25 protein-coding genes are annotated in these 26,946 nt (G+C 55.0%); 15 read left to right on the top strand and 10 right to left on the bottom strand.

Annotation, left to right across the window (positions count from 1 at the left end):
• Position 1: 1 nt before the first annotated feature.
• Both glyQ and HV157_RS13185 read right to left on the bottom strand, forming a co-directional pair.
• A complete protein-coding gene (gene glyQ, locus HV157_RS13180; RefSeq protein WP_014168125.1) occupies positions 2-913 on the bottom strand; it encodes a glycine--tRNA ligase subunit alpha in 912 nt (303 codons plus the stop codon).
• Positions 914-1,074: 161 nt separating this feature from the next.
• Entirely contained in the window at positions 1,075-1,380 is a 306-nt protein-coding gene (locus tag HV157_RS13185) for a YsaB family lipoprotein (protein ID WP_182268103.1), read from the bottom strand.
• Between the two features lie 184 nt (positions 1,381-1,564).
• On the opposite strand from HV157_RS13185, the gene HV157_RS13190 reads away from it, so the two are divergent.
• A complete protein-coding gene (locus HV157_RS13190; RefSeq protein ID WP_020882643.1) occupies positions 1,565-2,560 on the top strand; it encodes an acyltransferase in 996 nt (331 codons plus the stop codon).
• On the opposite strand, the gene HV157_RS13195 is transcribed toward HV157_RS13190, so the two are convergent.
• From HV157_RS13195 to xylA, 4 genes are all read right to left on the bottom strand, one after another.
• A complete protein-coding gene (locus HV157_RS13195) occupies positions 2,553-3,473 on the bottom strand; it encodes a helix-turn-helix domain-containing protein (protein ID WP_014168122.1) in 921 nt (306 codons plus the stop codon). The genes HV157_RS13190 and HV157_RS13195 overlap by 8 nt on opposite strands.
• Positions 3,473-4,012, bottom strand: coding sequence for an isochorismatase family protein (locus tag HV157_RS13200; RefSeq protein ID WP_182268102.1), 540 nt, complete (start codon positions 4,010-4,012; stop codon positions 3,473-3,475). Before HV157_RS13200 ends, HV157_RS13195 begins: the two co-directional genes overlap by 1 nt.
• 103 nt (positions 4,013-4,115) lie before the next feature.
• Positions 4,116-5,570, bottom strand: a complete 1,455-nt coding sequence (gene xylB, locus HV157_RS13205) for a xylulokinase (RefSeq protein ID WP_014168120.1) — start codon at positions 5,568-5,570, stop codon at positions 4,116-4,118.
• 71 nt (positions 5,571-5,641) lie between these two features.
• Positions 5,642-6,964: a xylose isomerase gene (gene xylA, locus HV157_RS13210; protein ID WP_182268644.1), complete on the bottom strand. Its 1,323-nt coding sequence runs from the start codon at positions 6,962-6,964 to the stop codon at positions 5,642-5,644.
• Positions 6,965-7,335: 371 nt separating this feature from the next.
• Between xylA and xylF the strand changes: the two genes are divergently transcribed.
• The 4 genes from xylF to xylR all read left to right on the top strand — a co-directional run bounded on the left by xylF (position 7,336) and on the right by xylR (position 12,312).
• Positions 7,336-8,328, top strand: coding sequence for a D-xylose ABC transporter substrate-binding protein (gene xylF / locus HV157_RS13215; RefSeq protein ID WP_032679983.1), 993 nt, complete (start codon positions 7,336-7,338; stop codon positions 8,326-8,328).
• Between the two features lie 71 nt (positions 8,329-8,399).
• A complete protein-coding gene (locus HV157_RS13220; RefSeq protein ID WP_086533114.1) occupies positions 8,400-9,941 on the top strand; it encodes a xylose ABC transporter ATP-binding protein in 1,542 nt (513 codons plus the stop codon).
• A complete protein-coding gene (xylH, locus tag HV157_RS13225) occupies positions 9,919-11,100 on the top strand; it encodes a xylose ABC transporter permease XylH (RefSeq protein WP_014168116.1) in 1,182 nt (393 codons plus the stop codon). Before HV157_RS13220 ends, xylH begins: the two co-directional genes overlap by 23 nt.
• 33 nt (positions 11,101-11,133) lie before the next feature.
• Entirely contained in the window at positions 11,134-12,312 is a 1,179-nt protein-coding gene (gene xylR / locus HV157_RS13230) for a D-xylose utilization transcriptional activator XylR (protein ID WP_020882649.1), read from the top strand.
• A 47-nt stretch (positions 12,313-12,359) separates the two neighbouring features.
• Here the strand turns inward: xylR and HV157_RS13235 are convergent, their stop codons facing one another.
• Positions 12,360-13,184 carry a protein bax gene (locus HV157_RS13235; protein ID WP_020882650.1) on the bottom strand — a complete coding sequence of 275 codons (825 nt, stop codon included), beginning with the start codon at positions 13,182-13,184 and terminating at the stop codon, positions 12,360-12,362.
• A gap of 314 nt (positions 13,185-13,498) precedes the next feature.
• Between HV157_RS13235 and HV157_RS13240 the strand changes: the two genes are divergently transcribed.
• Both HV157_RS13240 and avtA read left to right on the top strand, forming a co-directional pair.
• On the top strand, positions 13,499-15,529 hold the full coding sequence (locus tag HV157_RS13240) for an alpha-amylase (protein WP_182268101.1): 2,031 nt from the start codon (positions 13,499-13,501) through the stop codon (positions 15,527-15,529).
• 180 nt (positions 15,530-15,709) lie between these two features.
• Positions 15,710-16,966, top strand: a complete 1,257-nt coding sequence (gene avtA, locus HV157_RS13245) for a valine--pyruvate transaminase (protein ID WP_182268100.1) — start codon at positions 15,710-15,712, stop codon at positions 16,964-16,966.
• 4 nt (positions 16,967-16,970) lie between these two features.
• Here avtA and HV157_RS13250 read toward each other — a convergent pair whose 3' ends face one another.
• Positions 16,971-17,426: a 4Fe-4S binding protein gene (locus HV157_RS13250; protein WP_182268099.1), complete on the bottom strand. Its 456-nt coding sequence runs from the start codon at positions 17,424-17,426 to the stop codon at positions 16,971-16,973.
• Positions 17,427-17,429: 3 nt separating this feature from the next.
• Positions 17,430-18,248 (bottom strand): IclR family transcriptional regulator YiaJ, encoded by an 819-nt coding sequence (gene yiaJ / locus HV157_RS13255; RefSeq protein ID WP_020882654.1) that lies wholly within the window; start codon positions 18,246-18,248, stop codon positions 17,430-17,432.
• Positions 18,249-18,472: 224 nt separating this feature from the next.
• Between yiaJ and yiaK the strand changes: the two genes are divergently transcribed.
• Genes yiaK through araD form a run of 8 tightly spaced genes read left to right on the top strand, consistent with a single transcriptional unit; the run spans position 18,473 to position 26,022 of the window.
• Complete coding sequence (gene yiaK / locus HV157_RS13260) at positions 18,473-19,471, top strand: 3-dehydro-L-gulonate 2-dehydrogenase (protein WP_182268098.1); 999 nt, start codon at positions 18,473-18,475, stop codon at positions 19,469-19,471.
• 10 nt (positions 19,472-19,481) lie between these two features.
• A complete protein-coding gene (locus HV157_RS13265) occupies positions 19,482-19,949 on the top strand; it encodes a YhcH/YjgK/YiaL family protein (protein ID WP_182268097.1) in 468 nt (155 codons plus the stop codon).
• 27 nt (positions 19,950-19,976) lie between these two features.
• Positions 19,977-20,903, top strand: coding sequence for a DUF4862 family protein (locus HV157_RS13270; RefSeq protein ID WP_182268096.1), 927 nt, complete (start codon positions 19,977-19,979; stop codon positions 20,901-20,903).
• Between the two features lie 43 nt (positions 20,904-20,946).
• Complete coding sequence (locus tag HV157_RS13275; protein ID WP_014168105.1) at positions 20,947-22,266, top strand: MFS transporter; 1,320 nt, start codon at positions 20,947-20,949, stop codon at positions 22,264-22,266.
• 48 nt (positions 22,267-22,314) lie between these two features.
• On the top strand, positions 22,315-23,820 hold the full coding sequence (locus tag HV157_RS13280) for an FGGY-family carbohydrate kinase (protein WP_182268095.1): 1,506 nt from the start codon (positions 22,315-22,317) through the stop codon (positions 23,818-23,820).
• Complete coding sequence (ulaD, locus tag HV157_RS13285; protein WP_182268094.1) at positions 23,817-24,491, top strand: 3-keto-L-gulonate-6-phosphate decarboxylase UlaD; 675 nt, start codon at positions 23,817-23,819, stop codon at positions 24,489-24,491. Before HV157_RS13280 ends, ulaD begins: the two co-directional genes overlap by 4 nt.
• Entirely contained in the window at positions 24,473-25,333 is an 861-nt protein-coding gene (locus tag HV157_RS13290; protein ID WP_014168102.1) for an L-ribulose-5-phosphate 3-epimerase, read from the top strand. Before ulaD ends, HV157_RS13290 begins: the two co-directional genes overlap by 19 nt.
• Positions 25,327-26,022, top strand: coding sequence for an L-ribulose-5-phosphate 4-epimerase (gene araD, locus HV157_RS13295; RefSeq protein ID WP_182268093.1), 696 nt, complete (start codon positions 25,327-25,329; stop codon positions 26,020-26,022). The genes HV157_RS13290 and araD overlap by 7 nt, the downstream gene beginning before the upstream one ends.
• Here araD and HV157_RS13300 read toward each other — a convergent pair whose 3' ends face one another.
• Positions 26,023-26,841, bottom strand: coding sequence for a helix-turn-helix domain-containing protein (locus tag HV157_RS13300; protein WP_025206441.1), 819 nt, complete (start codon positions 26,839-26,841; stop codon positions 26,023-26,025).
• Between the last annotated feature and the right edge of the window lie 105 nt (positions 26,842-26,946).

The following is a 26,946-nucleotide window of genomic DNA, read 5'->3' on the forward strand; positions in this document are numbered from 1 at the left end:
CTTATTTGTTTCGGTTGCACATCGGGAAGCCAAGGGCTTCACGGGACGCATAGTACGCTTCTGCAACGGCTTTGGTCAGGGTACGAATACGCAGAATGTAGCGCTGACGTTCAGTCACGGAGATGGCTTTGCGGGCATCCAGCAGGTTGAAGCTGTGGGCGGCCTTCAGAATACGCTCGTAAGCAGGAAGCGGCAGCGGAGACTCCAGCGCCAGCAACTGCTGCGCTTCTTTCTCGTACTGCTCGAAGCAGGTGAACAAGAAGTCCACATCCGCGTATTCGAAGTTATAAGTGGATTGCTCCACTTCGTTCTGATGGAACACGTCGCCGTAGGTGGTTTTACCCAGCGGGCCGTCGCTCCAGACCAGGTCGTAAACGCTGTCTACGCCCTGAATATACATGGCCAGACGTTCCAGACCGTAGGTGATTTCGCCGGTAATCGGTTTACATTCCAGACCGCCAACCTGCTGGAAGTAAGTGAACTGCGTTACTTCCATACCATTCAGCCACACTTCCCAACCCAGACCCCAGGCACCCAGCGTTGGGTTCTCCCAGTTATCTTCCACAAAACGGATATCGTGAATGGTTGGATCCATACCCAGCTCTTTCAGTGACCCGAGGTACAGTTCCTGAATGTTGTCTGGCGATGGCTTAATCACCACCTGGAACTGATAGTAATGCTGCAGACGGTTCGGGTTTTCGCCGTAACGGCCATCGGTCGGACGACGTGAAGGTTGCACATAAGCAGTCGCCATTGGCTCCGGCCCCAACGCGCGTAAGCTGGTCATTGGGTGTGAAGTGCCTGCGCCTACTTCCATGTCCAAAGGTTGAACAATGGTACAGCCCTGACGAGCCCAGTAATCCTGTAAGGTCAGGATCAGGCCCTGGAAGGTCTTGGTATCAAACTTTTGCATAGTATGTCGTGCTGGATACGTGTGGTTTTAAATGGAAGGGACCAGTATACCCGCTGCCTGCAAGATATACAGTACGAAACGGGTTTGTTTAGGGAAAATTGGGGAAATAAGCCACCACGCCAGGCAGCTGCCGGCGTCTGGCTGTTGATTATGCGAGCGGCTTAGCGCATGGAGAGATTTAAAAACTGACCGTCTGCGTCAAACGAACAGACAAAGCCCTCTTTACGGGACGTATGGCCTTTCAGCTCATAACTCCCCTGGAATCGCTCAAATCCGGTGACATCAATGTTCTGCGCATCCGAGTTATAGCGGCGCGCAGCCTGATCCTTACAGAACTGCTCCATATTCAGGGAGCGTTCCGGGCTGATTTTTCCCTGCTGTGCTTTTTGCACGGGTGCAGAGGGTGGCGTACTGCATCCTGCCAGGATAAACAGCAGAAAGAGTGACGCCGCACGCTTCATCATCATTTTTATTACCGCCCTGTTCAGTGGCTGTTATTTTTAGTAGCAAAGCTTTTATAGATTATGCCCTGGCATTCTGCGAACCTCGCGGCTTTCAAACAAGGCTGCTCAATAAAACTCAGAATTTTCCAGAGAGAGGCTTCAATACAATCGCAGTCACACTGAATTTACAAGGGATGATGAGGAACTGATGTCGTCAAAAATTAGCTGGATTGATAATCTGCGAGGAATAGCGTGTCTGATGGTGGTCATGATCCACACGACGACCTGGTATGTCACCAATGCGCACAGTATCAGCCCTGTTAACTGGGATATAGCCAATATTCTTAACTCCGCGTCGCGGGTCAGTGTGCCGTTGTTCTTTATGATTTCCGGCTTTCTCTTTTTTGGCGAGCGTAGCGCGCAACCGCGTCATTTTATCCGCATCGCCGCCTGCCTGGGCTTCTACAGCGCCGTGGCCTTGCTCTATATCACCCTGTTCACCTCGATTAACGCCGGGCTATCTCTCAAATACCTTCTGCAAAAACCCGTCTTCTACCATCTGTGGTTTTTCTTCGCCATTATCGTTATCTATCTGGTTTCCCCACTGATTCAGGTGAAAACCGTGAGCGGGAAAATGCTGCTGGCGCTGATGGTGGTCATTGGCATCATAGCCAACCCGAATACGGTCTCGCAGAAAATTGATGGTTTTGAATGGTTACCGGTCAATCTCTATATCAACGGCGATACCTTTTACTACGTACTCTACGGCATGCTGGGGCGAGCTATCGGGATGATGGACACCCAAAAACGCGGCATGAACGGGCTATGTGCAGCGCTGTTTATCATCGGCGTGATCGTGATTTCGCGTGGGACGCTGCATGAACTGCAATGGCGCGGCAATTTTGCCGATACCTGGTACCTGTATTGCGGCCCGATGGTCTTCATCTGTGCCGTATCCCTGCTTACGCTCGTCAAAAACACCCTGAACGCACGCCCCCTTCCGGTGCTGAGCGTTATCTCCCGGCACTCGCTCGGAATATACGGTTTTCACGCGCTGGTGATCCACGCCCTGAGAACGAGAGGGGTCGAGTTCAAAAGCTGGCCGGTGCTGGATATCCTCTGGATTTTCACCGTCACGCTGATGGCGAGCCTGCTGCTGTCAATGCTGCTGCAGAAGGTCGACACCCGCCGCTTCGTCAGTTAACGCTGCGCTGTCGGGCACGATGATACTGGCGCGGGGAGGAAAACCCCGCGGCCAGTGAGGCCTGTTCCACGCCACGCCCTTGCAACAGCCACTGTTCAGCCACCGCCAGACGCAACTGCTCCAGATAGTCGCGAACGCTTATCCCTAAATGCGTCTGAAAAAGCCGCGTTAAATGGCGCGGGCTGACATGCGCCAGAGCGGCAATCTCGGGTAAAGCCCAGGCTTTGTGCGGCTCGGTGGTAAGCGCATCCTGCGCGCGATGAATGGCCGGGTGAAGATGATTGCGGTAGCGTAACCATGGCGACAGCTGGGGATCGTCCCCGGAGCGACGAAACCAGACCACCATTTCGCGCGCCACGGCCAGCGCTTTTTCTGCGCCACACAGGCGGTTAATCATATGCAGCGCCAGGTCGATGCCCGAGGTGATGCCGGCGCTGGTCCAGATATTCTCATCCTGCACGAAGATCCGGTTTTCTTTGATGATTGCCGTCGGAGCCGCCGTACGCAAACGGCTTATAACGTCATGATGCGTTGTGCACTGCCGGTGATTCAGCAAGCCCGATTTTGCCGCCAGCAACGCCCCTGAACAGACGCACATGACGGTGATATCCTGACGATGAATGTGCGGCTGCAGGCGCATTAACCAGTGCTGAATCAACTGCGCCTGCGGCGTTGAAAACTGAAAGCGGGAGTCGCTTACCCCCGGCAGCACCAGCAAACTGCCCTCAGGCAGGCTTTCCGGCAGCGGCTGAATACCGCCCATCATCAGACCAATCGACGTCGGAACCTCTGCCTGCGGACCAATGTAATGCAGGCGAAACGCGTCCCCTGCCAGCACAAAGGTCTCTGCCGGGCCCGTCATGTCTAATGACAGCACCCCGGGCAACATCACAAACCAGACGTCGATGCTCATTACAGTGACTCCAGCGTCTCCGCAACCGTTTTAATGTCGGCAAACCGCCCGGCCAGTACCGTCTCGGTACGATGGCGCAGTTCCTCTGCGCTCAGGGTTATCCCCTTGTGCGTCATTGGAAACGTGAGCATTGCCTCGCTAACGAAGGTCACAGCATAGCCCAGATCGGATGCCACCCGCGCAGTGGTTTCACAGCATTGTTCCGTGCGAATGCCGCACACGATGAGCTGATTAATGTCTCGCTCACGCAGCCAGCGGTCAAGCCCGGTATCCGTGAACGCATTATGGACGTGTTTCTGGAAGACCACGTCCGGCTGATGACGTAAAAAGGCCATCGGTTTGACATAGCCGCTTTGCAGTGTGAACGGACCGTCTTCATCTACATGGAAAATATCAACGACAGGAATGCCACGCGCCTGGCAGCCCTCAATCAGCCCCAGCATCGCCTGCTGAAAGGCAGGAATCTCGTCCTCCTGCCAGTAATGACGATGATGAAAAGACTGCTGAGTATCGATGTTGATTAATGCAGTACGTGACATGTTGAATCTCCTCGCCAGTGGGTATGACACCATACTGGCAAGGAAATAAAGGCCCGCACAGACCAAAAAAGGACAACCTCGTGCCTCTGACAGACAACCGTATTTACGACATCAGCGGCAGCAGCTGTTGGTAGATTTTGCGAAAGACCTCGCGTCTTTGCGCATAACGCGCATGACGTGCCGCATCAGGCAGATGCGCCTGTTCCAGTTGAAGCTGCGGTAACAGCTGAGAAAGCGGCGTTTCCGGGTTCATGGCAATCTGTGCCAGTCGCGCTGCACCGAGCGCAGGCCCCACATCACCACCGGTACGAAAATCGAGCTGCAGTCCGCTGATATCAGACAGCATCTGGCGCCAGTAGCTGCTACGCGCACCGCCGCCAATCAGGGTGATACTCGCCGGCGTCACACCGCAGTCATGCACCACGTCCATTCCGTCCGCCAGGGCATATCCCACGCCTTCCAGAACGGCACGAGCCAGTTCCGCCGGACCATGCTGATGGGTTAACCCAAAGAATACCCCTTTCGCTTCCGGGTTGTTATGCGGCGTGCGCTCGCCGGAAAGATAGGGTAAAAACCAGACGGTACCCGCACTTTCATCCGCCTGCTGTGCAGCAGCAATCAGTGCCGGAACATCAGCCATCCCGGTCAGTTTCGCGGCCCAGTCAAGGCAAGAGGCGGCGCTCAACATAACCGACATCAGATGCCATTTTCCCGGCAGCGCATGGCAGAAACTGTGAACGGCACTTTCAGGATTACTGCGATAACCATCGCTGACCGCAAAATAGACGCCAGACGTTCCCAGCGAAAGCATCGCCTGCCCGGCTTCCACCATCCCGACCCCCACGGCACCCGCCGCGTTGTCACCGCCACCGGCCACCACCGGGACAGCGGGCATATTCCAGCGTTCTGCGACGGCAGGCTGTAAGGTACCCGTTATCTCACTGCCCTCATAGAGCGCTGGCATATGTTCGCGAGTCAGATGGCAGGCATCGAGCATGGCCTCGCTCCAGTCACGTTTGGCCACGTCGAGCCACATCGTGCCGGCAGCGTCGGACATGTCGCTGGCGAAATCACCCGTCATGCGAAAACGCAGATAATCTTTTGGCAGTAAAACTTTCGCCACCTGACGGAAAATTTCCGGCTCATGGCGGTGTACCCACAGTAACTTTGGTGCGGTAAAACCGGGCATCATCAGGTTGCCGGTAATACTGCGGGAGGTGGGTACTCGCTCTTCAAGGAGTGCGCACTCTTCCGCACAGCGACCATCGTTCCAGAGAATGGCCGGTCGCAGAACGTGATGCTGACTGTCCAGTAACGTCGCGCCGTGCATTTGCCCGGCAATGCCGAGGGCTTTTACGTCACGCAGACTGTGCTGTTCACCTAGCGCTTTGATTGCACGATCCGTTGCCAGCCACCACTGCTCCGGATCCTGTTCCGACCATAGCGGATGCGGACGTGAGACCTGCAGCTTTTCTGTCTGCGTTGCTAACACGTCGCCCTGCTCGCTTAACAGGATGGCTTTCACACCCGATGTGCCAAGATCAATCCCGATATACATTCGGTGACTCCTTTAACAGAAATGCCCGGTGGCGCGACGCTTACCGGGCTTACGTTATTATCTACTCGCTGTTATTTATCGAACAGGTAGTGATTAACCAGGTTTTCCAACAGCTCCTGATGCCCGCTCTGATGCTGCGGCGCCAGTTGATGCTGTTCAGCGTACTTCGCGACGTCCGCAAGCGATAACTGGCCTTTCAAAATTTGCTGACCCAGCTCACTGTTCCAGCCGCTATAACGTTTCGCGACACGTTTATCCAGTTCACCGTCTTCAATCATACGGGCGGCGACTTTCAGCGCCAGCGCCATGGTATCCATTGCGCCAATATGGCCGTAGAACAGGTCGTATTTGTCGGTGCTCTGACGGCGCACTTTGGCATCGAAGTTCAGCCCGCCGGTGGTGAAACCACCCGCTTTGATAATTTCATACATCACCAGCGCATTCTCTTCCACGCTGTTCGGGAACTGGTCGGTATCCCAACCCAGTTGCGCATCGCCGCGGTTAGCATCAACAGAACCGAAGATACCCAGCGCGATAGCAGACGCGATCTCGTGATGGAAAGAGTGGCCGCCCAGCGTGGCATGGTTGGCTTCAATGTTAACTTTGATCTCTTTTTCCAGGCCGAACTGTTTCAGGAAGCCGTACACGGTAGCAACGTCGTAGTCGTACTGGTGCTTAGTAGGTTCCTGAGGCTTCGGTTCGATCAGCAGCGTACCGCGGAAACCGATTTTGTGTTTATGGTCGACCACCATCTGCATAAAGCGGCCAATCTGCTCGCGCTCCTGACGCAGGTCGGTGTTGAGCAGGGTTTCATAGCCTTCACGACCGCCCCACAGCACATAGTTTTCGCCGCCCAGCTGATGCGTGGCGTTCATTGCGGTAACCACCTGCGTTGCCGCCCAGCTAAACACTTCCGGATCCGGATTGGTTGCCGCACCCGCGCCATAGCGTGGGTTGGTAAAGCAGTTGGCCGTGCCCCACAGCAGCTTCACGCCGCTTTGCTGCTGTTTAGCCGCCAGCACATCCACCATCTGCGCGAAATTGTTCAGATACTCTTTCAGTGAGGCGCCTTCCGGCGACACATCCACGTCATGGAAGCAGTAGTAGGGCACGTTCAGTTTGTGGAAGAATTCAAAGGCGACATCGGCTTTACGCTTCGCCAGCTCGATGGCCTCACCCGGCTGCTGCCATGGACGGTCAAAGGAACCCACGCCGAACATATCGGCTCCGTTCCAGCAGAAGGTATGCCAGTAACAGGCGGCAAAGCGCAAATGATCTTCCATGCGCTTACCCAGCACCAGCTCATCCGGGTTGTAGTGACGAAATGCTAAAGGATTGGTTGTTTTCGGGCCTTCGTAACGAACACGATCGAGTTGGTCGAAATAAGCTTGCATATTGAGCTCCATAATCAGGGTATGCGGCGAGTCGTTGATACAGGAGTAATAGTGAATAGACATTTTGGCTTGCTCAATTACGTTATTTCACACTGCTATTGAGAGAATGCACAACTGTGCGCTGGCTCGCAAAATAATGTGCAGGCAAACTATTTTTCGGTCCCTCTTCCATAATCAAATGTAATTAAGACGTTACGTATTTTAAAATTCGATCGCGGTCATAAATTCAGAAATAAACCAAATATCATAATGCGAAGATAAAAATCTGTAATTGCCAGCCCGCCTTTCCCCGTTAAAAATTTGCAGCGTCCCAGCAGTGAATGTTTCTTTTATCTCAGCAACACATACCCCTACAAAAAGGCCCTATAATTATGAAGATAAAGAACCTGTCCCTTACTCTCTGCACTACGCTCCTCCTTGCAAGCTTTGCCGGACATGCCAAGGAAGTCAAAATTGGCATGGCGATTGACGATCTGCGCCTTGAACGCTGGCAGAAAGATCGCGATATTTTTGTGAAAAAAGCGGAATCACTTGGCGCGAATGTGTTTGTGCAATCCGCGAACGGCAACGAAGAAACGCAAATGTCGCAAATTGAGAATATGATCAACCGCGGCGTCGATGTGCTGGTCATTATCCCTTATAACGGCCAGGTATTAAGTAACGTCGTTAAAGAAGCCAAACAAGAAGGCATAAAAGTCTTAGCCTATGACCGTATGATTAATAATGCGGATATCGATTATTATATTTCGTTCGACAATGAAAAAGTGGGTGAATTACAGGCTAAAAGCCTGATCGACAAAGTACCTCAGGGCAATTATTTCCTGATGGGCGGCTCGCCGGTTGATAACAACGCCAAGCTGTTCCGCGAAGGGCAAATGAAAGTCCTGAAGCCGTATATCGACAGCGGTAAGATTAAAGTGGTCGGCGATCAGTGGGCGGATGGCTGGCTGCCAGAAAACGCGCTGAAAATCATGGAAAACGCCTTAACCGCTAACAACAACAAAATCGATGCTGTCGTCGCATCCAACGATGCCACCGCAGGGGGCGCAATCCAGGCACTCAGCGCCCAGGGGCTAGCAGGAAAAGTGGCTATTTCGGGTCAGGATGCCGACCTCGCGGGCGTCAAACGCATCATGGCAGGTACACAAACCATGACCGTCTACAAACCGATTACCCAGCTTGCGAATACGGCGGCGGAAATTGCCGTGGAGCTGGGAAATGGTAAGCAACCTAAGGCAGACGCGACGCTGAATAACGGGCTTAAAGATGTTCCGGCTCGTCTGCTCACCCCCATTGAAGTCAATAAAGACAACATTGACGCCACCGTCATTAAAGACGGTTTCCACAAGAAGAGTGAACTGTAATCCAGCGCGCCCCTGCTCTGCGGGGGCGCATCGAGTTGTACTGTTCTTCCCTCGGGTCATGTGGAGCAGTTATGCCTTATTTACTTGAAATGAAAAGCATCACCAAGCGCTTTGGCGCGGTGAAAGCGGTCGACAACGTCAGTCTGCGGCTCAATCCCGGCGAAGTGGTCTCGCTGTGTGGCGAAAACGGATCGGGCAAATCGACGTTGATGAAAGTGTTGTGTGGGATCTACCCGCACGGCAGTTACGAAGGCGAAATTGTCTTTGCCGGTGAAGTGATTCAGGCGACACACATTCGCGATACCGAACGCAAAGGCATCGCCATCATCCACCAGGAGCTGGCGCTGGTGAAGCACCTCACCGTGCTGGAGAACATTTTTCTGGGGGCCGAAATTTCACGTCATGGCGTACTGGATTACGACACCATGACGCTACGCTGTGAAAAACTGCTGGCCCAGGTAAGTCTCGCGATCTCCCCGGATACGCGCGTCGGTGATCTTGGCCTCGGGCAACAACAGCTGGTTGAAATCGCCAAGGCGCTGAACAAACAGGTAAGGCTGCTGATCCTCGATGAGCCAACGGCCTCCCTCACCGAGCAGGAAACGGCCGTCCTGCTCAATATCATTCGCGATCTGCAAAACCACGGCATTGCGTGCATCTACATTTCGCACAAGCTCAATGAGGTAAAAGCCATTTCGGACACCATCTGTGTGATCCGCGACGGTCAGCACATCGGCACACGTGAAGCTGCCGGCATGAGTGAAGATGACATTATCACCATGATGGTGGGGCGCGAGCTCACGGCGCTCTATCCAAACGAACCGCACACCACGGGTGACGAAGTGTTACGCGTGGAAAACCTCACCGCGTGGCATCCCGTTAACCGCCACATCAAGCGCGTGAATAACGTCTCATTTTCCCTTCACAGCGGCGAAATCCTCGGTATCGCGGGGTTAGTCGGGGCCGGGCGCACTGAAGCCGTCCAGTGCCTGTTTGGCGTATGGCCGGGTCGCTGGGAAGGCCGTATTTTTATCGACGGACAGCCGGTAAAAATCGAGAACTGCCAGCAGGCGATTGCCCACGGTATCGCCATGGTGCCGGAAGATCGCAAGAAAGATGGCATCGTCCCGGTCATGGCGGTGGGTAAAAACATCACGCTTGCCGCGCTCGATAGGTTCTCCGGTGCGCTGAGCAGCCTCGATGATGCTGCTGAGCAGCAGTGCATTCTCCAGTCGCTCGCCAGACTCAAGGTCAAAACATCCTCCCCGGAACTGGCCATTGGACGCCTGAGCGGGGGCAACCAGCAGAAGGCAATCCTGGCGCGCTGCCTGCTCCTCAACCCACGCATATTGATCCTGGACGAGCCGACGCGTGGGATCGATATCGGCGCCAAGTACGAAATCTACAAACTGATTAATCAGCTTGTACAGCAAGGGATTGCCGTCATTGTCATCTCGTCTGAGTTACCCGAAGTGCTCGGCCTGAGCGATCGCGTGCTGGTCATGCACGAGGGAAAACTGAAAGCCAATCTGATTAACCAGAACCTGACGCAGGAGCAGGTGATGGAAGCCGCTTTAAGGAGCGAACGTCATGTCGAAAAGCAATCCGTCTGATATTAAAGTCGCTGTTCCGACGCCCGGCGCGTTTGCCGGTCTAAAAGCGTTGAACCTGCAGGTTTTCGTGATGATCGCGGCGATTATTGCCATCATGTTGTTCTTTACCTGGATGACCGATGGCTCGTACTTAAGCGCGCGTAACGTCTCTAACCTGCTGCGTCAGACCGCCATTACCGGCATCCTCGCGGTGGGCATGGTATTCGTGATTATCTCGGCGGAAATCGACCTGTCGGTAGGGTCGATGATGGGTCTGCTCGGTGGCGTGGCGGCCATTTTTGACGTCTGGCTTGGCTGGCCACTGCCGCTGACCATTGCGGTTACGCTGGTGCTGGGTCTGCTGCTGGGTGCCTGGAACGGCTGGTGGGTTGCCTACCGTAAAGTCCCGTCGTTCATTGTCACGCTGGCGGGGATGCTGGCCTTCCGCGGGATCTTAATTGGCATTACCAACGGCACCACCGTCTCCCCTACCAGCGCAGCCATGTCACAAATTGGTCAGAGCTACCTCGCCGATAGCGTCGGCTTTACGTTCGGTGTGATTGGGTTGCTGGCGTTTGTGGCCTGGCAGTGGCGTGGACGAATGCGCCGTCAGGCGTTGGGTCTGGCATCGCCAGCGTCAACGTCCACAGTCGGTCGTCAGGCACTCACTGCGGTCATTGTACTGGGCGCAATCTGGCTTCTGAACGACTATCGCGGTGTCCCGACGCCGGTATTGCTGCTGGCACTGTTGCTGCTGGCCGGGATGTTTATGGCCACGCGTACTGCGTTTGGTCGCCGTATTTATGCCATCGGCGGCAACCTTGAGGCTGCCCGCCTTTCAGGGATCAACGTCGAGCGCACCAAACTCGCCGTCTTCGCCATTAACGGCCTGATGGTTGCTATCGCCGGGTTGATCCTCAGCTCGCGTCTGGGGGCGGGTTCTCCCTCGGCCGGGAACATCGCCGAGCTGGATGCTATCGCCGCCTGCGTCATTGGCGGCACCAGCCTCGCAGGCGGTGTCGGCAGCGTGGCAGGCGCGGTGATGGGGGCATTTATCATGGCTTCGTTGGATAACGGGATGAGTATGATGGACGTCCCGACGTTTTGGCAGTATATCGTCAAGGGGGCCATTCTTTTGCTGGCAGTCTGGATGGACTCTGCAACCAAGCGACGAGCCTGATAACAATATTGTGACTTATTTGGGAAGTTAGCCATGTTTGAAAAGCGTCACCGCATCACGTTGTTATTCAATGCCAACAAAGCCTACGACCGTCAGGTGGTGGAGGGCGTTGGTGAATATTTGCAGGCGTCGCAATCCGAGTGGGATATTTTTATCGAAGAAGATTTCCGAACCCGTCTCGAAAACATCAAAGAGTGGCTGGGCGATGGGGTCATCGCTGACTACGACGACCCCGTCATTGAGCAATTGCTGACTGACGTCGACGTTCCGATTGTCGGCGTCGGCGGCTCTTACCATGCGCCCGAGCACTATCCGCCGGTCCACTATATCGCCACCGATAACCATGCGCTGGTTGAGACCGCCTTCCTGCATTTGAAAGAGAAAGGCGTCCATCGCTTCGCGTTTTATGGTTTACCGTCAACCAGCGGCAAGCGCTGGGCAGTTGAGCGCGAACATGCTTTCTGTCAGCTTGTCGCGCAGGAGAAGTACCGCGGCGTGGTTTATCAGGGGCTGGAGACCGCGCCGGAAAACTGGCAGCACGCGCAAAACCGACTGGCGGACTGGCTGCAAACCCTGCCGCCGCAAACCGGCATCATTGCCGTTACGGATGCTCGTGCCCGCCACGTCTTGCAGGTCTGCGAACACTTACACATTCCGGTGCCGGAAAAACTGTGCGTCATTGGCATCGATAACGAGGAGCTGACGCGTTACCTCTCTCGCGTGGCGCTCTCGTCCGTTGCACAGGGTACGCGTCAGATGGGCTATCAGGCGGCAAAGTTACTGCATCGTCTGCTGGATAAAGAAGCGTTGCCGCTTCAGCGCTTACTGGTTCCCCCTGTCCGTGTAGTCGAACGCCGTTCAACGGATTACCGCTCCTTAAGCGACCCGGCAGTTATTCAGGCCATGCACTACATTCGCAACAACGCCTGCAAAGGGATTAAGGTCGATCAGGTGCTGGACTCGGTGGGTATTTCCCGGTCGAATCTGGAGAAGCGGTTTAAAGAGGAAGTGGGCGAAACCATTCATGCCGTCATCCACGCCGAGAAACTGGAGAAAGCACGCAGCCTGCTGATCTCCACCTCATTGTCGATCAACGAAATCTCACAGATGTGCGGTTACCCGTCGCTGCAATATTTTTATTCGGTGTTCCGAAAGGAGTATGAAAGTACGCCAAAAGAGTACCGGGAGCGTCACAGCGAAGTGATGATGTAGAAAAAAGAGAAAAGAAAACGCCTTCCGATGGAAGGCGTTTTTTTGAATTACATATGTGCGGCGATTAAGCGCTGGTTATCCTGGTACATCGCGAACAGATAGTTGTTATAGCTCTGTCCCTTGGTCGAATAACCTTTCAGCTTGTGGATCATCGTGCTGGCCGTCACTTCCTGATCCGCTTTACGCAACTGAGCGCGCGATTTACGGAACGATGAGTAGGCCGGATGCGTGTTCAGATTCACCACGTAGGCATTCACAGAATCTTTCACCGATTCAAACTGAGAATAGCCTTTCACCTTACCTGGTGCATTGTTACAACGCCCCTTGATACATTTCATACCAAACAGGTTGTTGTTATTACGCGCCAGTTTCGAGGTACCCCAGCCACTTTCGGCTGCAGCCATGGTCGCAACCATGCTCCCCGGGATAATGTCGACACGCTCTAAGAGAGAGTTCCACGGCACACGGCGCGTGTTACCGTTCCAGCTCACCTTGTAGCGTTTGGTGATATCTTTCAGGCGCGCGCGTTCTGATGGCGACCAACGGCTGTCGTACTGTTTGGCAATCAACCAGTTACGATCCGCAGTAATCGCGGCGTTTTGACTTGTGATGTAAGGCATTACCGTCCGGAGAAACGCTTTTTTCCTTGGTGTTCCGGAAGGGTATTTTCGCAAATCAGGAAGTGAACTACTCTTTGCACTATTGCGAGAATACTCTTGTTTACTGCTAACCTTACTACTTGTCGTCTTTATTACGTGGGCTTTCTTACTCGTTGTATCCGTGTGCGTCTTCGCAAGCACCTCACCCGAAAATGCCATGGTGAGTAACATGAGTATCGCGGCCCCATATCGTCGAATGGGAGTCGATATCATTAGGTCTCCTGGTCGGATATAAACATTCCAACACCTTATTTTTTTCACAAATTTGAGAGCGGAATCTCAAATCATAACAAAAATAGACTGCAAGAGCACGTATAGAAATAGTCCAATTCCGAAACTATGTCACCTGAAACCTGCTCACATAAGCATCAATTCTGAAAAATTGTGCGCGAACTCGCAGATAACTTCCTAATTTTGCGCGGGATCACTCATCCTCACGCGTCATCCTTGCAGAAAGCCCCGGGGGATGAGTTTTTACCCAACACCTGATGGCACACTGGTCAAAAATGCCGCGACAGGAAAATGGAATGAAACGCACCGCATTAGCTTTTCTGATGTTACCCGCACTGGCTCATGCTGACTGGTCATCACCGGGTTTCAACGCCTTTAGCGCCGAAGGTACCGGGATATTCACCAGCCAGGCAAAGCTTGCGAAGGGTACTCGCCCTATTACGCTGAGTTTTGACAACACGTGCTGGCAGCCAACGGATGCAATAAAACTCAATGAGATGCTGTCGCTTAAAAAATGTGACGGCACGCCGCCGCAGTGGCGACTGTTCCGCGACGGCGAGTATCAGATGCGTGTCGATACCCGCTCCGGTACGCCCACACTGATGCTGACTATTCAGAGCGCAGCGGAACCGTCGGTTGCAAACGTTACCCGCCAGTGTCCGAAGTGGGACGGTAAACCCCTGACGCTTGAAGTTGGCAACGATTTCCCGGAAGGATCGGTGGTCCGTGATTTCTACAGCAAACAGACTGCAACAGTGCAGAATGGAAAAATCACCCTTCAACCCGCCGCCAACAGCAACGGCCTGCTGCTGCTTGAACGCGCCGAGACCGACAAACCCGCGCCGTTTAGCTGGCAAAACGCCACCGTCTATTTCGTGCTAACTGACCGCTTTGTCAACGGAGATCCCTCTAACGATAACAGCTATGGACGCCACAAAGATGGTATGCAGGAGATCGGCACCTTCCACGGTGGCGATCTCAAGGGGCTTACAACCCGGCTCGATTATTTACAGCAGCTGGGCGTGAATGCGCTCTGGATAAGCTCCCCGCTGGAGCAGATCCACGGCTGGGTTGGCGGTGGCACCAAAGGTGACTTCCCCCACTACGCCTATCATGGCTACTACACCCAGGACTGGACCACGCTTGATGCCAACATGGGCACCGAAGATGATTTACGCCACCTTGTCGATGAAGCGCATAAACGCGGTATCCGCATCCTGTTTGATATCGTCATGAACCACACGGGTTACGCGACGCTCGCAGACATGCAGGCGTTCCAGTTTGGGGCCCTTTATCTGCAGGGTGATGAACTGAAAAAAACGCTGGGCGAGCACTGGACGGACTGGAAGCCGGGAGCAGGCCAAAGCTGGCACAGCTTCAACGATTACATCAACTTCAGCGACAAAGCCGCCTGGGAAAAATGGTGGGGTAAAAAGTGGATCCGCACCGACATTGGTGATTATGACAATCCCGGCTTCGACGATTTAACCCTGTCGCTGGCGTTCCTGCCGGACCTGAAAACGGAGTCGACGACCCCTTCCGGTTTACCCAACTTCTACCAACATAAACCTGATACCCACGCGAAGGCCATTTCGGGCTACACCCCACGTGATTACCTGACCCACTGGCTCAGCCAGTGGGTACGTGACTATGGCATTGATGGTTTCCGTGTGGATACGGCAAAACACGTGGAACTCGAGGCCTGGCAGCAGTTGAAAGATCAGGCAAGCCAGGCGCTGGCAGCCTGGAAAGGCGCGAACCCCGACAAAAAACTCGACAATACCCCGTTCTGGATGACCGGCGAGTCATGGGGCCACGGCGTGATGCAAAGCGATTATTACCGCCACGGGTTTGACGCGATGATCAACTTTGATTATCAGGAGCAGGCAGCAAAAGCGGTAGATTGTCTGGCGGACATCGACCTGACCTGGCAGCAGATGGCGGAAAAACTGCAAAGCTTCAATGTCCTGAGCTATCTCTCGTCGCATGACACACGCCTTTTCCGTGAAGGCGGCCAGCGTGCCGCAGAGCTGCTCCTGCTCGCACCGGGCAGCGTACAAATTTACTACGGCGATGAATCCGAGCGGCCATTCGGACCGACAGGGTCCGATCCATTACAGGGCACCCGCTCGGATATGAACTGGCAGGACGTGACGGGCAAGCAGGCCTTAACCGTCGCCCACTGGCAGGTTCTGGGCCAGTTCCGCGCCCGGCATCCCGCAATAGGTGAAGGCAAACAAACCACGCTGTCGCTGAAAGAAGGCTACGGCTTCGTTCGCGAGCACAATGGCGATAAGGTCATGGTGGTGTGGGCGGGTAATCAATAACGACGCCAACCGGTTCCCTCTCCCCCTCCGGGAGAGGGATATTTTACCAGAACAATCCACTACCTAAATACCTTCCCGCCACATAAAACAACAATCCCGACCGCATCTCTCGATTTGCACCAGCACGGTGCTAGCGTTATGGTTACCCACTTTCAAAATAAGCTCGACAGATCACCTGCTATGACGTTTTCACTTTTCGGCGACAAATTCACCCGCCATTCAGGCATTACTCGCCTGATGGAGGACCTCAACGACGGGCTGCGCACACCAGGCGCCATCATGCTCGGCGGCGGAAACCCGGCTCAAATCCCGGAGATGAACACCTATTTTCAGACGCTGCTGGCTCAGATGCTGGAAAGCGGGAAAGCAACCGATGCGCTTTGCAACTACGACGGCCCACAGGGTAAAACCGAACTGCTGACACTGCTTGCTGAAATGCTGCGCAAAGAGCTGGGTTGGGATATCGAATCACAGAATATTGCACTGACAAACGGCAGTCAGAGCGCATTTTTCTACTTGTTTAATCTTTTCGCAGGCCGTCGCGCCGACGGCACCACCAAAAAAGTGCTGTTCCCGCTGGCGCCAGAGTACATCGGTTATGCCGATTCCGGCCTCGAAGAGGATCTGTTCGTCTCGGCGCGCCCGAATATTGAGCTGCTGCCAGAAGGCCAGTTCAAATATCATGTCGACTTTGAACATCTGCATATTGGTGAAGAGACGGGCATGATCTGCGTATCACGTCCAACCAACCCAACGGGCAACGTCATCACCGACGACGAACTGATGAAGCTGGATGCGCTGGCGAATCAGCACGACATCCCGCTGGTGATTGATAATGCTTATGGCGTGCCGTTCCCGGGGATCATCTTCAGCGAAGCACGTCCGCTGTGGAACCCGAACATCGTCCTGTGTATGAGCCTTTCCAAGCTGGGTCTGCCGGGCAGCCGTTGCGGGATCATCATCGCCAATGAAAAAATCATCACCGCCATTACCAACATGAACGGCATTATCAGCCTTTCCCCGGGGGGAATCGGCCCGACGATGATGTGTGAAATGATCAAACGTAATGACCTGCTGCGCCTGTCGAACGAGGTTATCAAGCCGTTCTATTACCAGCGGGTACAGGAAACGATCGCCATTCTTCGCCGCTACTTACCGGAAGAACGCTGCCTGATCCACAAACCTGAAGGGGCAATTTTCCTGTGGCTGTGGTTTAAGGATCTGCCGATCACCACCGAGCTTCTCTACCAGCGCCTGAAAAAGCGCGGCGTGTTGATGGTACCGGGTGATTACTTCTTCCCGGGTCTGGATAAGCCGTGGCCGCATACGCATCAGTGCATGCGCATGAACTACGTGCCCGATCCGGAGAAAATCGAAGCGGGCGTGAAAATTCTCGCCGAAGAGATTGAGTACGCCTGGCGCGAAGATAGCCAGTAACGCGTTACGCCAGATTATGCAGCCGTTCGGTGCGTAATCTGGCGGGGTCAACGCAGCGCAGCGCGTGGGTTGGGCACGCCTCCACACAGGCGGGTCCAGCCTCGCGATCTGCGCACATATCACATTTCACCGCCTGAACGCGGTTCCCCACTCGCTGAACCTGCATCGCCCCAAACGGGCACGCTACTACACAACTTTTACAGCCAATACAGCGCGCCGGCTCCACCCGCCAGGCACCCGCGGTGTGGCGAATAGCCTGTGTCGGACAAACAGTGGCACAAGGGGCATCTTCACACTGATGGCAGCCCACAGCCGTAGTGAATGCGCCGCCTTTGACCACCCGAATGCGGGGCGTAAACGCGCCTGCAGAAAGCATTCCCTGATGCGACACCACGCAGGCCACTTCGCAGGTACGGCAGCCAATGCATTTTTCCGTATCAGCCAGGATAAATCGGTTCATCTGTCACGCTCCGCGCACGTTAAAACCCAGCTCTTTTGAGATAGCCTCTGCCGTTTCCCGCAGCGGTTTCAGCAGGTTTTTTTCACCAATTTGCTTCATGCGGGACGTCGAGAGCGAAATGGAGATCGCGTACGGCACGCGGCCATGAATATCAAACACCGGTACGGCAAGACAGGAGACGCCCAGTTCGTTCTCTTCTTTATCCATCGCCATGCTGTGCTCGCGGATTTCCGCCAGCTCGTCATACATCGCGCTCAGCTCAGTAATCGTGTTGCGGGTGAGCGGCTGGATCTGCTCCTGATGGCTCTGCCAGTAGCTCGCCACATAGTCCTGATGACCAAACGCCATGTAGATTTTGCCCATCGCCGAACAATAGAGCGGCATATGCTGACCGATGTAAGCACGCGTGCGCAGCATACCGGTTGTGGGCTCCAGCTTATAAATCAGAATCGCGTGATCGTCCTCGCGGCTTGAGAAGTTCACCGTCTCACCGGTGGCGATATTCAGCGTCTCAAGGTGCGGGGCCGCCACGTGAATGATATTCAGCGACGACAGCGCCTTTTGCCCGACGGCGATAAATTTGGTGGTCAGGCGGTAGCTGCCCGCCGCAGGCGCCGGGGTAACGTACCCGCACGACTGTAATCCCTGCAGTAAGCGGTGCACGGTGCTTTTATTCAGCCCTGCCAGTTCCGATAAATGGGCCAACGGACACCCGTTCGGGTAGTTGCTGAGGATCTCAATCAGCATCAGGCCGCGAAACAAGCTCTGGCTACCTGCTGGCCTCTCTTTTTCTTGCGTCATTTCGCTCTCTTTCGTGCTCATCCAATGGCTCCTTTTTATCGCGTCCTGATGGTAGCGCAAAGTGTGGTTCAGTTCACGATCTCAACAGAAAAAACACAACCAGTTGATTTTAATCGATTTTGAAAATCATGAATGTCGTTGATCTGGCAAAATTTGATCGCTATATTTGAAATCAGATTTCGCATAGTGAAATTTAGCGATAAAAAAGCACTCGCACTTGCCCCGACAAAAACAGGAGAACAGGGATGAAAGTGACCTTTGAAGAGTTAAAAGCGGCGTTCAGGCGGGTCCTGGTCGATCGCGGCGTAAAAGCGGACACCGCCGACGCCTGCGCGGAGATGTTTGCCCGCACCACGGAATCGGGCGTCTATTCACACGGGGTTAACCGCTTCCCTCGTTTCATTCAGCAGCTTGATGCCGGCGACATCATTCCTGATGCCCAGCCAACACGGGTGACCTCGCTGGGTGCCATCGAACAGTGGGATGCCCGACGTTCCATTGGCAACCTGACGGCGAAAAAGATGATGGATCGCGCCACCGAACTGGCCGCCGACCACGGTATCGGCCTGGTGGCACTGCGAAACGCCAACCACTGGATGCGCGGCGGCAGCTACGGCTGGCAGGCCGCAGAGAAGGGGTACATCGGGATCTGCTGGACTAACTCCATTGCCGTCATGCCAGCCTGGGGCTCAAAAGCGTGCTGCATCGGCACTAACCCTCTGATCGTGGCGATTCCGTCTACGCCGATCACAATGGTCGATATGTCGATGTCAATGTTCTCCTACGGCATGCTGGAAGTGAATCGCCTGGCCGGACGCACGTTGCCGGTGGATGGGGGCTTTGATGATGAAGGGCACCTCACCAGAGAACCTGGTGTGATCGAGAAAAACCGCCGCATTCTGCCGATGGGCTACTGGAAAGGATCGGGCTTATCCATCGTCCTCGACATGATCGCAACCCTGCTCTCCAACGGATCCTCCGTTGCGGAAGTGACCCAGGACAACAGCGACGAATATGGCGTGTCACAAATCTTTATCGCCATCGAGGTCGATCGTTTGATCGACGGCCCCACCCGCGATGCCAAACTGCAGCGCATCATGGACTTTATCATCAACGCCGAGCGGGCTGATGACAACATCGCGGTTCGACTGCCGGGTCATGAATTCACACGTCTGCTCGAAGAGAACCGCCGCAACGGCATCACTATTGACGACAGCGTGTGGGCGAAAATCCAGTCTCTGTAAGGAGTGGGTCATGATTTTAGGACATATTTCGCAGCCAAATCCGTGTCGCCTGCCGTGGGCGATAGAGAAAGCGCTCGATTTTCTGCGCACCACGGATTTCACGGCGCTGGCACCTGGCGTGGTGGACATTGACGGACGTAACATTTTTGCTCAGGTGCTCGACCTCACCACCCGGACGTGGGATGAGAACCGTCCCGAAGTGCACCGTCGCTATCTGGACATACAGTTTCTGGCATGGGGTGAAGAGAAAATCGGTGTCGCCATTGATACCGGCAATAACGAAATAAGCGAATCACTGCTGGAACAGCGGGATATTATTTTTTATCACGGCAGCGAAAATGAATCATTTATAGAAATGACGCCCGGCACGTACGCCATATTTTTCCCGCAGGATGTTCACCGTCCTGCCTGCATTAAAAATAAGGTATCGGCAATTCGTAAAATTGTGGTGAAAGTAGCAATCAGCGAAATAGATTAATTTTCTGAACTCTATTGGGAATGCGAAATGACTAACACCGGTTTTATAATTGGTGCGTACCCCTGCGCACCCTCGTTTCACCAGCAAGGGGAACAAGAAGAGCAGGACTTCTGGCGAGCGCTTTCCGACACGCCAGACATTCGCGGGCTGGAGCAACCGTGTCTTGAGGATCTCCATCCGTTGGGTGACGAATGGCTGTTCCGCCATACGCCGGGGGACTGGCAAATGGTGGTTACCGCGGTGATGGAAACCATGCGCCGCCGCGGCACAAATGGCGCGTTTGGCCTGGCCTCTGCCGATGAAGAACAGCGCAAAGCCTGCGTTGACTATTACCGCCATCTGCTGCGAAAGATTGATGCCATCAATACTCGCTTTCCAGGCAAAATTATTGCCCTGGAGATGCAAGCCGCGCCGCAGGCGGGAAACCCGTCTGTTGAACAAGCTACCGCTGCGTTTTCCCGTTCTGTACGTGAAATCACCTCATGGGACTGGTCATGCGACCTGGTGCTTGAACACTGCGATGCCATGACCGGCCCCGCGCCACGCAAGGGGTTTTTGCCCTTAGCGCAGGTGCTTGAGGTGGTGAAAGAAACGGATATCAGCGTATGCATTAACTGGGCGCGGTCGGCTATCGAAGGACGCAATACCACGCTGCCGCCTGAACATGTTAAAGCCGCACTTGAGGCCGGGAAGCTGGGCGCACTGATGTTCTCCGGGACCTCCGTTCGCGGAGCGTACGGCGAATGGCAGGATCTGCACGCGCCATTTTCCCCGTTCTGTGCCGACAGTTTAATGACCACCGAACAGGTAAAAGCACTTTTTACTGCGGCGAGCGCCGCAACATTGAAATTCTCCGGTATTAAATTACTGGAAATAAATGCTAATGCTAACGTCAGCCATCGCATCGCTATTTTGCGCGACGGCATTAGTGAAATGAAAAAAGCAACGCAATAACAATAAAAATCTTATTCCGGTTACATTCACTGAGATATTAAATATGAATATTTCTACTCATGCTCTACAAGCGGATATTCCGCGCCAGCGCTGGTTAAGAATCATTCCGCCTATTCTTATCGCCTGTATTATTTCATATATGGACCGCGTGAATATCGCATTTGCGATGCCAGGCGGTATGGATGAAGAGTTAGGTATCTCTGCCACCATGGCAGGCCTGGCGGGTGGGATCTTCTTTATCGGTTATCTGTTCCTGCAGGTGCCCGGCGGCAAGATTGCCGTGCATGGCAGCGGTAAGAAGTTTATTGGCTGGTCGCTGGTTGCCTGGGCGGTGATTTCGGTCCTAACCGGCGTTGTGACCAACCAGTATCAACTGCTGGCACTGCGCTTCTTACTCGGTGTGGCAGAAGGCGGGATGCTGCCTGTGGTGCTCACGATGATCAGTAACTGGTTCCCGGACGCCGAACGCGGCCGCGCCAATGCGATTGTCATCATGTTTGTTCCCATTGCGGGGATCATCACCGCACCCCTGTCGGGCTGGATTATCACCGCACTCGACTGGCGCTGGCTGTTCATCATTGAAGGGCTGATGTCCATTGTGGTGCTGGTGCTCTGGGTGTTCACCGTCTACGACCGCCCGCAGGAAGCTCGCTGGATCTCCGAGGCCGAGAAAAATTATCTGATACAAACGCTGGCCGCAGAACAGCAGGCTATTGCCGGAAAAGCGGTGAAAAATGCCTCGCTGAGTGCTGTTCTGTCCGACAAAACCATGTGGCAGCTGATTGCCCTGAACTTCTTCTACCAGACCGGGATTTACGGTTACACCCTCTGGCTGCCAACCATTCTCAAAGAGCTGACGCATACCAGCATCGGCCAGGTGGGAATGCTCGCCATCCTGCCTTATGTCGGCGCCATTGCGGGCATGTTCCTGTTCTCCTCACTGTCTGACCGTACCGGCAAGCGCAAGCTGTTCGTCTCCCTGCCGCTGATTGGCTTCGCGCTCTGCATGTTCCTCTCCGTGGCGTTGAAAGAGAACATCTGGCTGGCCTATGCCGCGCTGGTGGGCTGTGGCTTCTTCCTGCAGTCCGCTGCGGGTGTGTTCTGGACGATTCCGGCACGCCTGTTCAGCGCAGAGATGGCCGGTGGCGCTCGCGGCGTGATTAACGCCCTGGGTAACCTCGGTGGATTCTGCGGCCCTTACGCGGTGGGCGTGCTGATCACCCTCTACAGCAAAGATGCCGGGGTGTACTGCCTCGCGGTTTCGCTGGCGCTGGCCTCGCTGCTCGCCCTGATGCTACCGGCGAAATGCGATGCCGGAGCGGAACCCAACCCCGGCGTGAACCCGCATAAGCACGCAGCCTGATCCCCCCGCCCTCTCCTGAAGAGAGGGCGTAAGACAAGAGAGTCAACGATGAGTGAAAAAGAGCCCTTCTGGCTGGGTATCGATTGTGGCGGAACGTATTTGAAAGCCGGTCTGTACACCCGCCAGGGCCAGGAAGTCTGTATTGAGCGCCGCTCGGTTGCCACACTCAGCCCACACGCAGGCCACGCTGAGCGGGATATGCACCAACTCTGGCAGCAGTGCCACACCACCGTCGCCCTGCTGCTTAAGAAGGCCGGCATCGGCGGCGCACAAATCAAAGGCGTCGGGATATCTGCTCAGGGTAAAGGACTGTTTTTACTGGACAAGCATGACCAGCCGCTCGGCAACGCCATGCTCTCCTCTGACCGCCGGGCGCTGGAGATTGTACAGCGCTGGCAGCAGGACGGTATTCCTGAAAAGCTTTATCCGCATACGCGCCAGACGTTATGGACGGGGCATCCCGCCTCCCTCCTGCGCTGGGTGAAAGAGAATGAACCGCACCGCTATCAGCAGATTGGCTGTGTAATGATGGCGCACGACTACCTGCGCTGGTGCCTCACCGGCGTTAAAGGGTGTGAAGAGAGCAACATCTCTGAATCCAATCTCTACAACATGAACACCGGGCAGTACGATCCGCAGCTCACACGCTGGCTCGGCATCGATGAAATTGACGGCGCACTGCCGCCGATCGTCGGTTCAGCAGAAATGTGCGGGGAAATCACCGCTCAGGCCGCCGCCCTGACCGGTCTCGCAGCGGGTACACCCGTTGTGGGGGGGCTGTTTGATGTGGTTTCCACCGCGATCTGCGCCGGGTTACATGACGACAGCACGCTCAACGCCGTGATGGGCACCTGGGCTGTCACCAGCGGGATCGCCAACGGTATAGGCCATAACGAGCCGTATCCCTATGTGTATGGGCGCTACGTTCATCCGCAGCACTACATCGTTCACGAAGCCAGCCCCACCTCGTCCGGTAACCTCGAATGGCTGACCACACAGTGGGGCAACATGTCATTCGATGCGATCAACCAGGCCGTGGCCAGCCTGCCGAAAGCCGGAAGCGATCTGCTCTTCCTGCCGTTCCTCTATGGCAGCAACGCCGGGCTGGAGATGACCTGCGGGTTTTACGGCATGCAGGCCCTGCATACCCGCGCGCATCTGTTGCAGGCGGTCTATGAAGGTGTGGTCTTCAGCCACATGACCCATCTTAACCGCATGCTAGCGCGCTTCACGCACGTGCAGGCATTGCGCGTAACCGGCGGCCCTGCCCATTCGGATGTGTGGATGCAAATGCTCGCGGACGTCAGCGGTCTGGCAATAGAACTGCCACAGGTCGAAGAGACCGGCTGTTCCGGCGCGGCGCTGGCCGCGCTGGTGGGTACCGGCGTTTATCCCGATTTCCGCACCGCGCAGCAGGCTGTCAGACATCACATTCGCGTCATCACACCCGACAAGCATGCCCATGCGGCCTACCAGCGCAAGTATCAGCGCTACCAGCTACTGATTTCAGCACTACAGGGCTATCACGCCCATGTTAAGGAGCACGACCTATGAGCCGACCATTACTGCAGCTGGCGCTCGACCATACCTCACTTCAGGCCGCACAGCGCGACGTCGAGCGGCTTGCGGATCACGTCGATATTATCGAAGCAGGCACCATTTTGTGTCTCACCGAAGGGCTTAATGCCGTGCGCGCACTGCGCCAGCAGTGTCCGAAAAAAACGATCGTGGCTGACTGGAAAGTGGCCGATGCCGGAGAAACGCTGGCTGAACAGGCGTTTAGCGCAGGCGCGAACTGGATGACCATCATCTGCGCCGCGCCGCTGGCAACCGTCGAGAAGGGTCACGAGGTGGCTCTGCGCTGCGGCGGGGAAATTCAGATGGAGCTGTTTGGTCACTGGACGCTGGATGATGCGCGTGAATGGCACCGTATCGGGGTCACACAGGCCATTTATCACCGTGGGCGCGACGCACAGGCCAGCGGCCAGCAGTGGGGCGAAGTAGATCTCGCCAGCATGAAAGCCCTCTCGGATATCGGCCTGCAGCTCTCGATCACCGGCGGCATTACCCCCGCCGACCTGCCGCTGTTTAAGCAGATCAATGTGAAAGCGTTTATTGCCGGACGGGCACTGACAGGCGCTGCCAACCCACCGCAGGTGGCCCATGCATTCCATTCACACATCCGCGACATCTGGGGGGAGTCACCATGCGTCAGCATCCGTTAGGTATCTACGAAAAAGCGCTGCCGAAAGCGCTCACCTGGCCAGAGCGCCTGGTGCTGGCAAAAAGCTGCGGATTTGATTTTGTCGAGATGTCGATCGATGAAACCGATGAGCGTTTGTCCCGCCTTGAATGGAACACCGCGCAGCGCGCCTCTCTGGTTGAGGCGATGCTGGAAACCGGGGTCGCGATCCCGTCGATGTGTCTGTCTGCCCACCGCCGTTTCCCGTTTGGTAGCCGGGACGAGACCGTCCGCGAGCGCGCACGCGCCATCATGACCAAAGCCATCCGTCTGGCGCGCGATCTCGGTATTCGCACCATCCAGCTTGCCGGGTATGACGTCTATTACGAAGAACATGACGAAGGTACCCGGCAACGCTTTGCCGAAGGGCTGGCATGGGCCGTGGAGCAGGCCGCCGCCGCGCAGGTCATGCTGGCAGTGGAGATCATGGATACCGCGTTTATGAACTCCATCAGCAAATGGAAAAAGTGGGACGAAATGCTCGCTTCGCCATGGTTCAGCGTTTATCCGGACGTCGGCAACCTGAGCGCGTGGGGTAACGATGTGGCCGCCGAGCTGACGCTGGGCATCGATCGCATCGCCGCCATCCACCTGAAAGATACCCAGCCCGTGACTGAACAAAGCCCCGGACAGTTTCGTGACGTACCGTTCGGTGAGGGGTGCGTCGATTTCGTGGGCATATTTAACACGCTGAATCAGCTCAATTATCGCGGTGCATTTTTGATTGAAATGTGGACTGAAAAAGCCAAAGAGCCGGTACTGGAAATCATCCAGGCACGCCGCTGGATTGAAGCCCGGATGCAGGAAGGAGGGATGACATGTTAGAACAACTCAAAGCCGAGGTCCTGGCGGCAAACCTGGCGCTGCCCGCCCACCAGCTGGTGACTTTCACCTGGGGCAACGTCAGTGCGGTGGATCGTGAACGCGGCCTGATGGTGATTAAACCCTCCGGCGTGGAATATGACGTGATGTCCGCAGAGGATATGGTGGTGGTGGACATTGCCACGGGCCAGGTGGTCGAGGGGGTTAAAAACCCCTCTTCCGACACGCCAACCCACCTGGCGCTGTATCGCCGTTACCCTGAAATTGGCGGCATTGTGCATACCCATTCCCGTCATGCCACTGTCTGGGCGCAGGCAGGGCAGGATTTACCGGCATGGGGTACCACGCACGCTGACTATTTTTATGGTGCAATCCCCTGCACGCGGTTGATGACCCCGGCTGAAATTGCGGGTGAATACGAATACCAGACCGGTGAAGTGATCATCAAAACCTTTGAGGAGCGCGACGTAAACCCGATGCAAATCCCGGCGGTGCTGGTGCATTCTCACGGCCCGTTCACCTGGGGAAAAAATGCGGCCGATGCGGTACATAACGCTGTGGTGCTGGAAGAGTGCGCCTTTATGGGGCTGTTTTCACGCCAGCTTGCGCCACAACTACCGACGATGCAGCAGGAACTGCTCGATAAACATTACCTGCGCAAGCATGGAGCAAATGCCTACTACGGGCAGTGATCACCCGGAATTAATATGCTCCTTACAGTACCGCCGTTTCCAGACGGCGGGCGTTAAGCCGGTATGCTTTGAAAATATCTGCCGGAAATACCCGACATCATTAAAACCGCAGCGGGTTGCCACTTCGGTCAGGGACGCGGAGTCGTTCAGCAACAGCTTTTCTGCCGCCCTGACGCGCTGGCGATGGATCGCCTCCGTCAGGGTTAAGTGAAAGGTCCGGCGAAATACGCGTCCCAGATAATCGGCATTGCAGTGCAAGGCTTTTGCCAGTTGCGATGTGGAAAGCGGCAGATGAAACTGCGTGCGAATAAGCTGTTTTGCCTTCCATGCCATGGCCGCGCCGGCTTCATCGGCTCTGTCTTCATAACCTGAGGAGATCGACACTTGCTGTAAAATCAGCAGCAAAATCATTTCCAGCGCCACGCTTCGCTGTAATTTTTCCTGCTCACTCAGGAATTGCCGGAATAGCGCAATCACATATTGAGCATCGCGCACGCAGCAATGTTGTTCAATGGCCACCGGAAAAGCATGTGGCAAAGGCGACGATTGCGCTTCGACCTCAAAATGCAGCCAGTAGAACCGCAGGTCCGCCGGGAAATCTTCTGTCCCCACGTGTCGACGCGCCGGCCAGAGCAGCAAGCTCTCTCCCGCTTTCACCTCAAAGAGCGTGTTTTCTTCCTGGATCGTTAATGTCCCTTTTTCAACGAAGATAATCTCCCACGAGGTTAATTTGCGCGCCGGATGCCGGCCCACGCCCCGGGAAATAAAGAGCCCACCATTTTGCACTTTAATCGGAAGCGCTATGGATAATTCAAGCATGGATATTCACCATTCCGCTCTGATTGCCATTAATATTCATCTTATGCTTTGATTATTAATGAATATCTTCCTGCCTTCCCGATCGAAATCACAAATTTATCATCA

Origin of the sequence: Enterobacter sp. RHBSTW-00318 (assembly GCF_014101375.1) — a bacterium.
GTDB classification, from domain to species: Bacteria; Pseudomonadota; Gammaproteobacteria; order Enterobacterales; family Enterobacteriaceae; genus Enterobacter; species Enterobacter ludwigii.

Bases quoted from the DNA above. Each gene is read 5' to 3' on its own strand.
- glyQ (WP_014168125.1), bottom strand. From the start codon at position 913: ATGCAAAAGTTTGATACCAAGACCTTCCAGGGCCTGATCCTGACCTTA.
- HV157_RS13185 (WP_182268103.1), bottom strand. From the start codon at position 1,380: ATGATGATGAAGCGTGCGGCGTCACTCTTTCTGCTGTTTATCCTGGCA.
- HV157_RS13190 (WP_020882643.1), top strand. From the start codon at position 1,565: ATGTCGTCAAAAATTAGCTGGATTGATAATCTGCGAGGAATAGCGTGT.
- HV157_RS13195 (WP_014168122.1), bottom strand. From the start codon at position 3,473: ATGAGCATCGACGTCTGGTTTGTGATGTTGCCCGGGGTGCTGTCATTA.
- HV157_RS13200 (WP_182268102.1), bottom strand. From the start codon at position 4,012: ATGTCACGTACTGCATTAATCAACATCGATACTCAGCAGTCTTTTCAT.
- xylB (WP_014168120.1), bottom strand. From the start codon at position 5,570: ATGTATATCGGGATTGATCTTGGCACATCGGGTGTGAAAGCCATCCTG.
- xylA (WP_182268644.1), bottom strand. From the start codon at position 6,964: ATGCAAGCTTATTTCGACCAACTCGATCGTGTTCGTTACGAAGGCCCG.
- xylF (WP_032679983.1), top strand. From the start codon at position 7,336: ATGAAGATAAAGAACCTGTCCCTTACTCTCTGCACTACGCTCCTCCTT.
- HV157_RS13220 (WP_086533114.1), top strand. From the start codon at position 8,400: ATGCCTTATTTACTTGAAATGAAAAGCATCACCAAGCGCTTTGGCGCG.
- xylH (WP_014168116.1), top strand. From the start codon at position 9,919: ATGTCGAAAAGCAATCCGTCTGATATTAAAGTCGCTGTTCCGACGCCC.
- xylR (WP_020882649.1), top strand. From the start codon at position 11,134: ATGTTTGAAAAGCGTCACCGCATCACGTTGTTATTCAATGCCAACAAA.
- HV157_RS13235 (WP_020882650.1), bottom strand. From the start codon at position 13,184: ATGATATCGACTCCCATTCGACGATATGGGGCCGCGATACTCATGTTA.
- HV157_RS13240 (WP_182268101.1), top strand. From the start codon at position 13,499: ATGAAACGCACCGCATTAGCTTTTCTGATGTTACCCGCACTGGCTCAT.
- avtA (WP_182268100.1), top strand. From the start codon at position 15,710: ATGACGTTTTCACTTTTCGGCGACAAATTCACCCGCCATTCAGGCATT.
- HV157_RS13250 (WP_182268099.1), bottom strand. From the start codon at position 17,426: ATGAACCGATTTATCCTGGCTGATACGGAAAAATGCATTGGCTGCCGT.
- yiaJ (WP_020882654.1), bottom strand. From the start codon at position 18,248: ATGAGCACGAAAGAGAGCGAAATGACGCAAGAAAAAGAGAGGCCAGCA.
- yiaK (WP_182268098.1), top strand. From the start codon at position 18,473: ATGAAAGTGACCTTTGAAGAGTTAAAAGCGGCGTTCAGGCGGGTCCTG.
- HV157_RS13265 (WP_182268097.1), top strand. From the start codon at position 19,482: ATGATTTTAGGACATATTTCGCAGCCAAATCCGTGTCGCCTGCCGTGG.
- HV157_RS13270 (WP_182268096.1), top strand. From the start codon at position 19,977: ATGACTAACACCGGTTTTATAATTGGTGCGTACCCCTGCGCACCCTCG.
- HV157_RS13275 (WP_014168105.1), top strand. From the start codon at position 20,947: ATGAATATTTCTACTCATGCTCTACAAGCGGATATTCCGCGCCAGCGC.
- HV157_RS13280 (WP_182268095.1), top strand. From the start codon at position 22,315: ATGAGTGAAAAAGAGCCCTTCTGGCTGGGTATCGATTGTGGCGGAACG.
- ulaD (WP_182268094.1), top strand. From the start codon at position 23,817: ATGAGCCGACCATTACTGCAGCTGGCGCTCGACCATACCTCACTTCAG.
- HV157_RS13290 (WP_014168102.1), top strand. From the start codon at position 24,473: ATGCGTCAGCATCCGTTAGGTATCTACGAAAAAGCGCTGCCGAAAGCG.
- araD (WP_182268093.1), top strand. From the start codon at position 25,327: ATGTTAGAACAACTCAAAGCCGAGGTCCTGGCGGCAAACCTGGCGCTG.
- HV157_RS13300 (WP_025206441.1), bottom strand. From the start codon at position 26,841: ATGCTTGAATTATCCATAGCGCTTCCGATTAAAGTGCAAAATGGTGGG.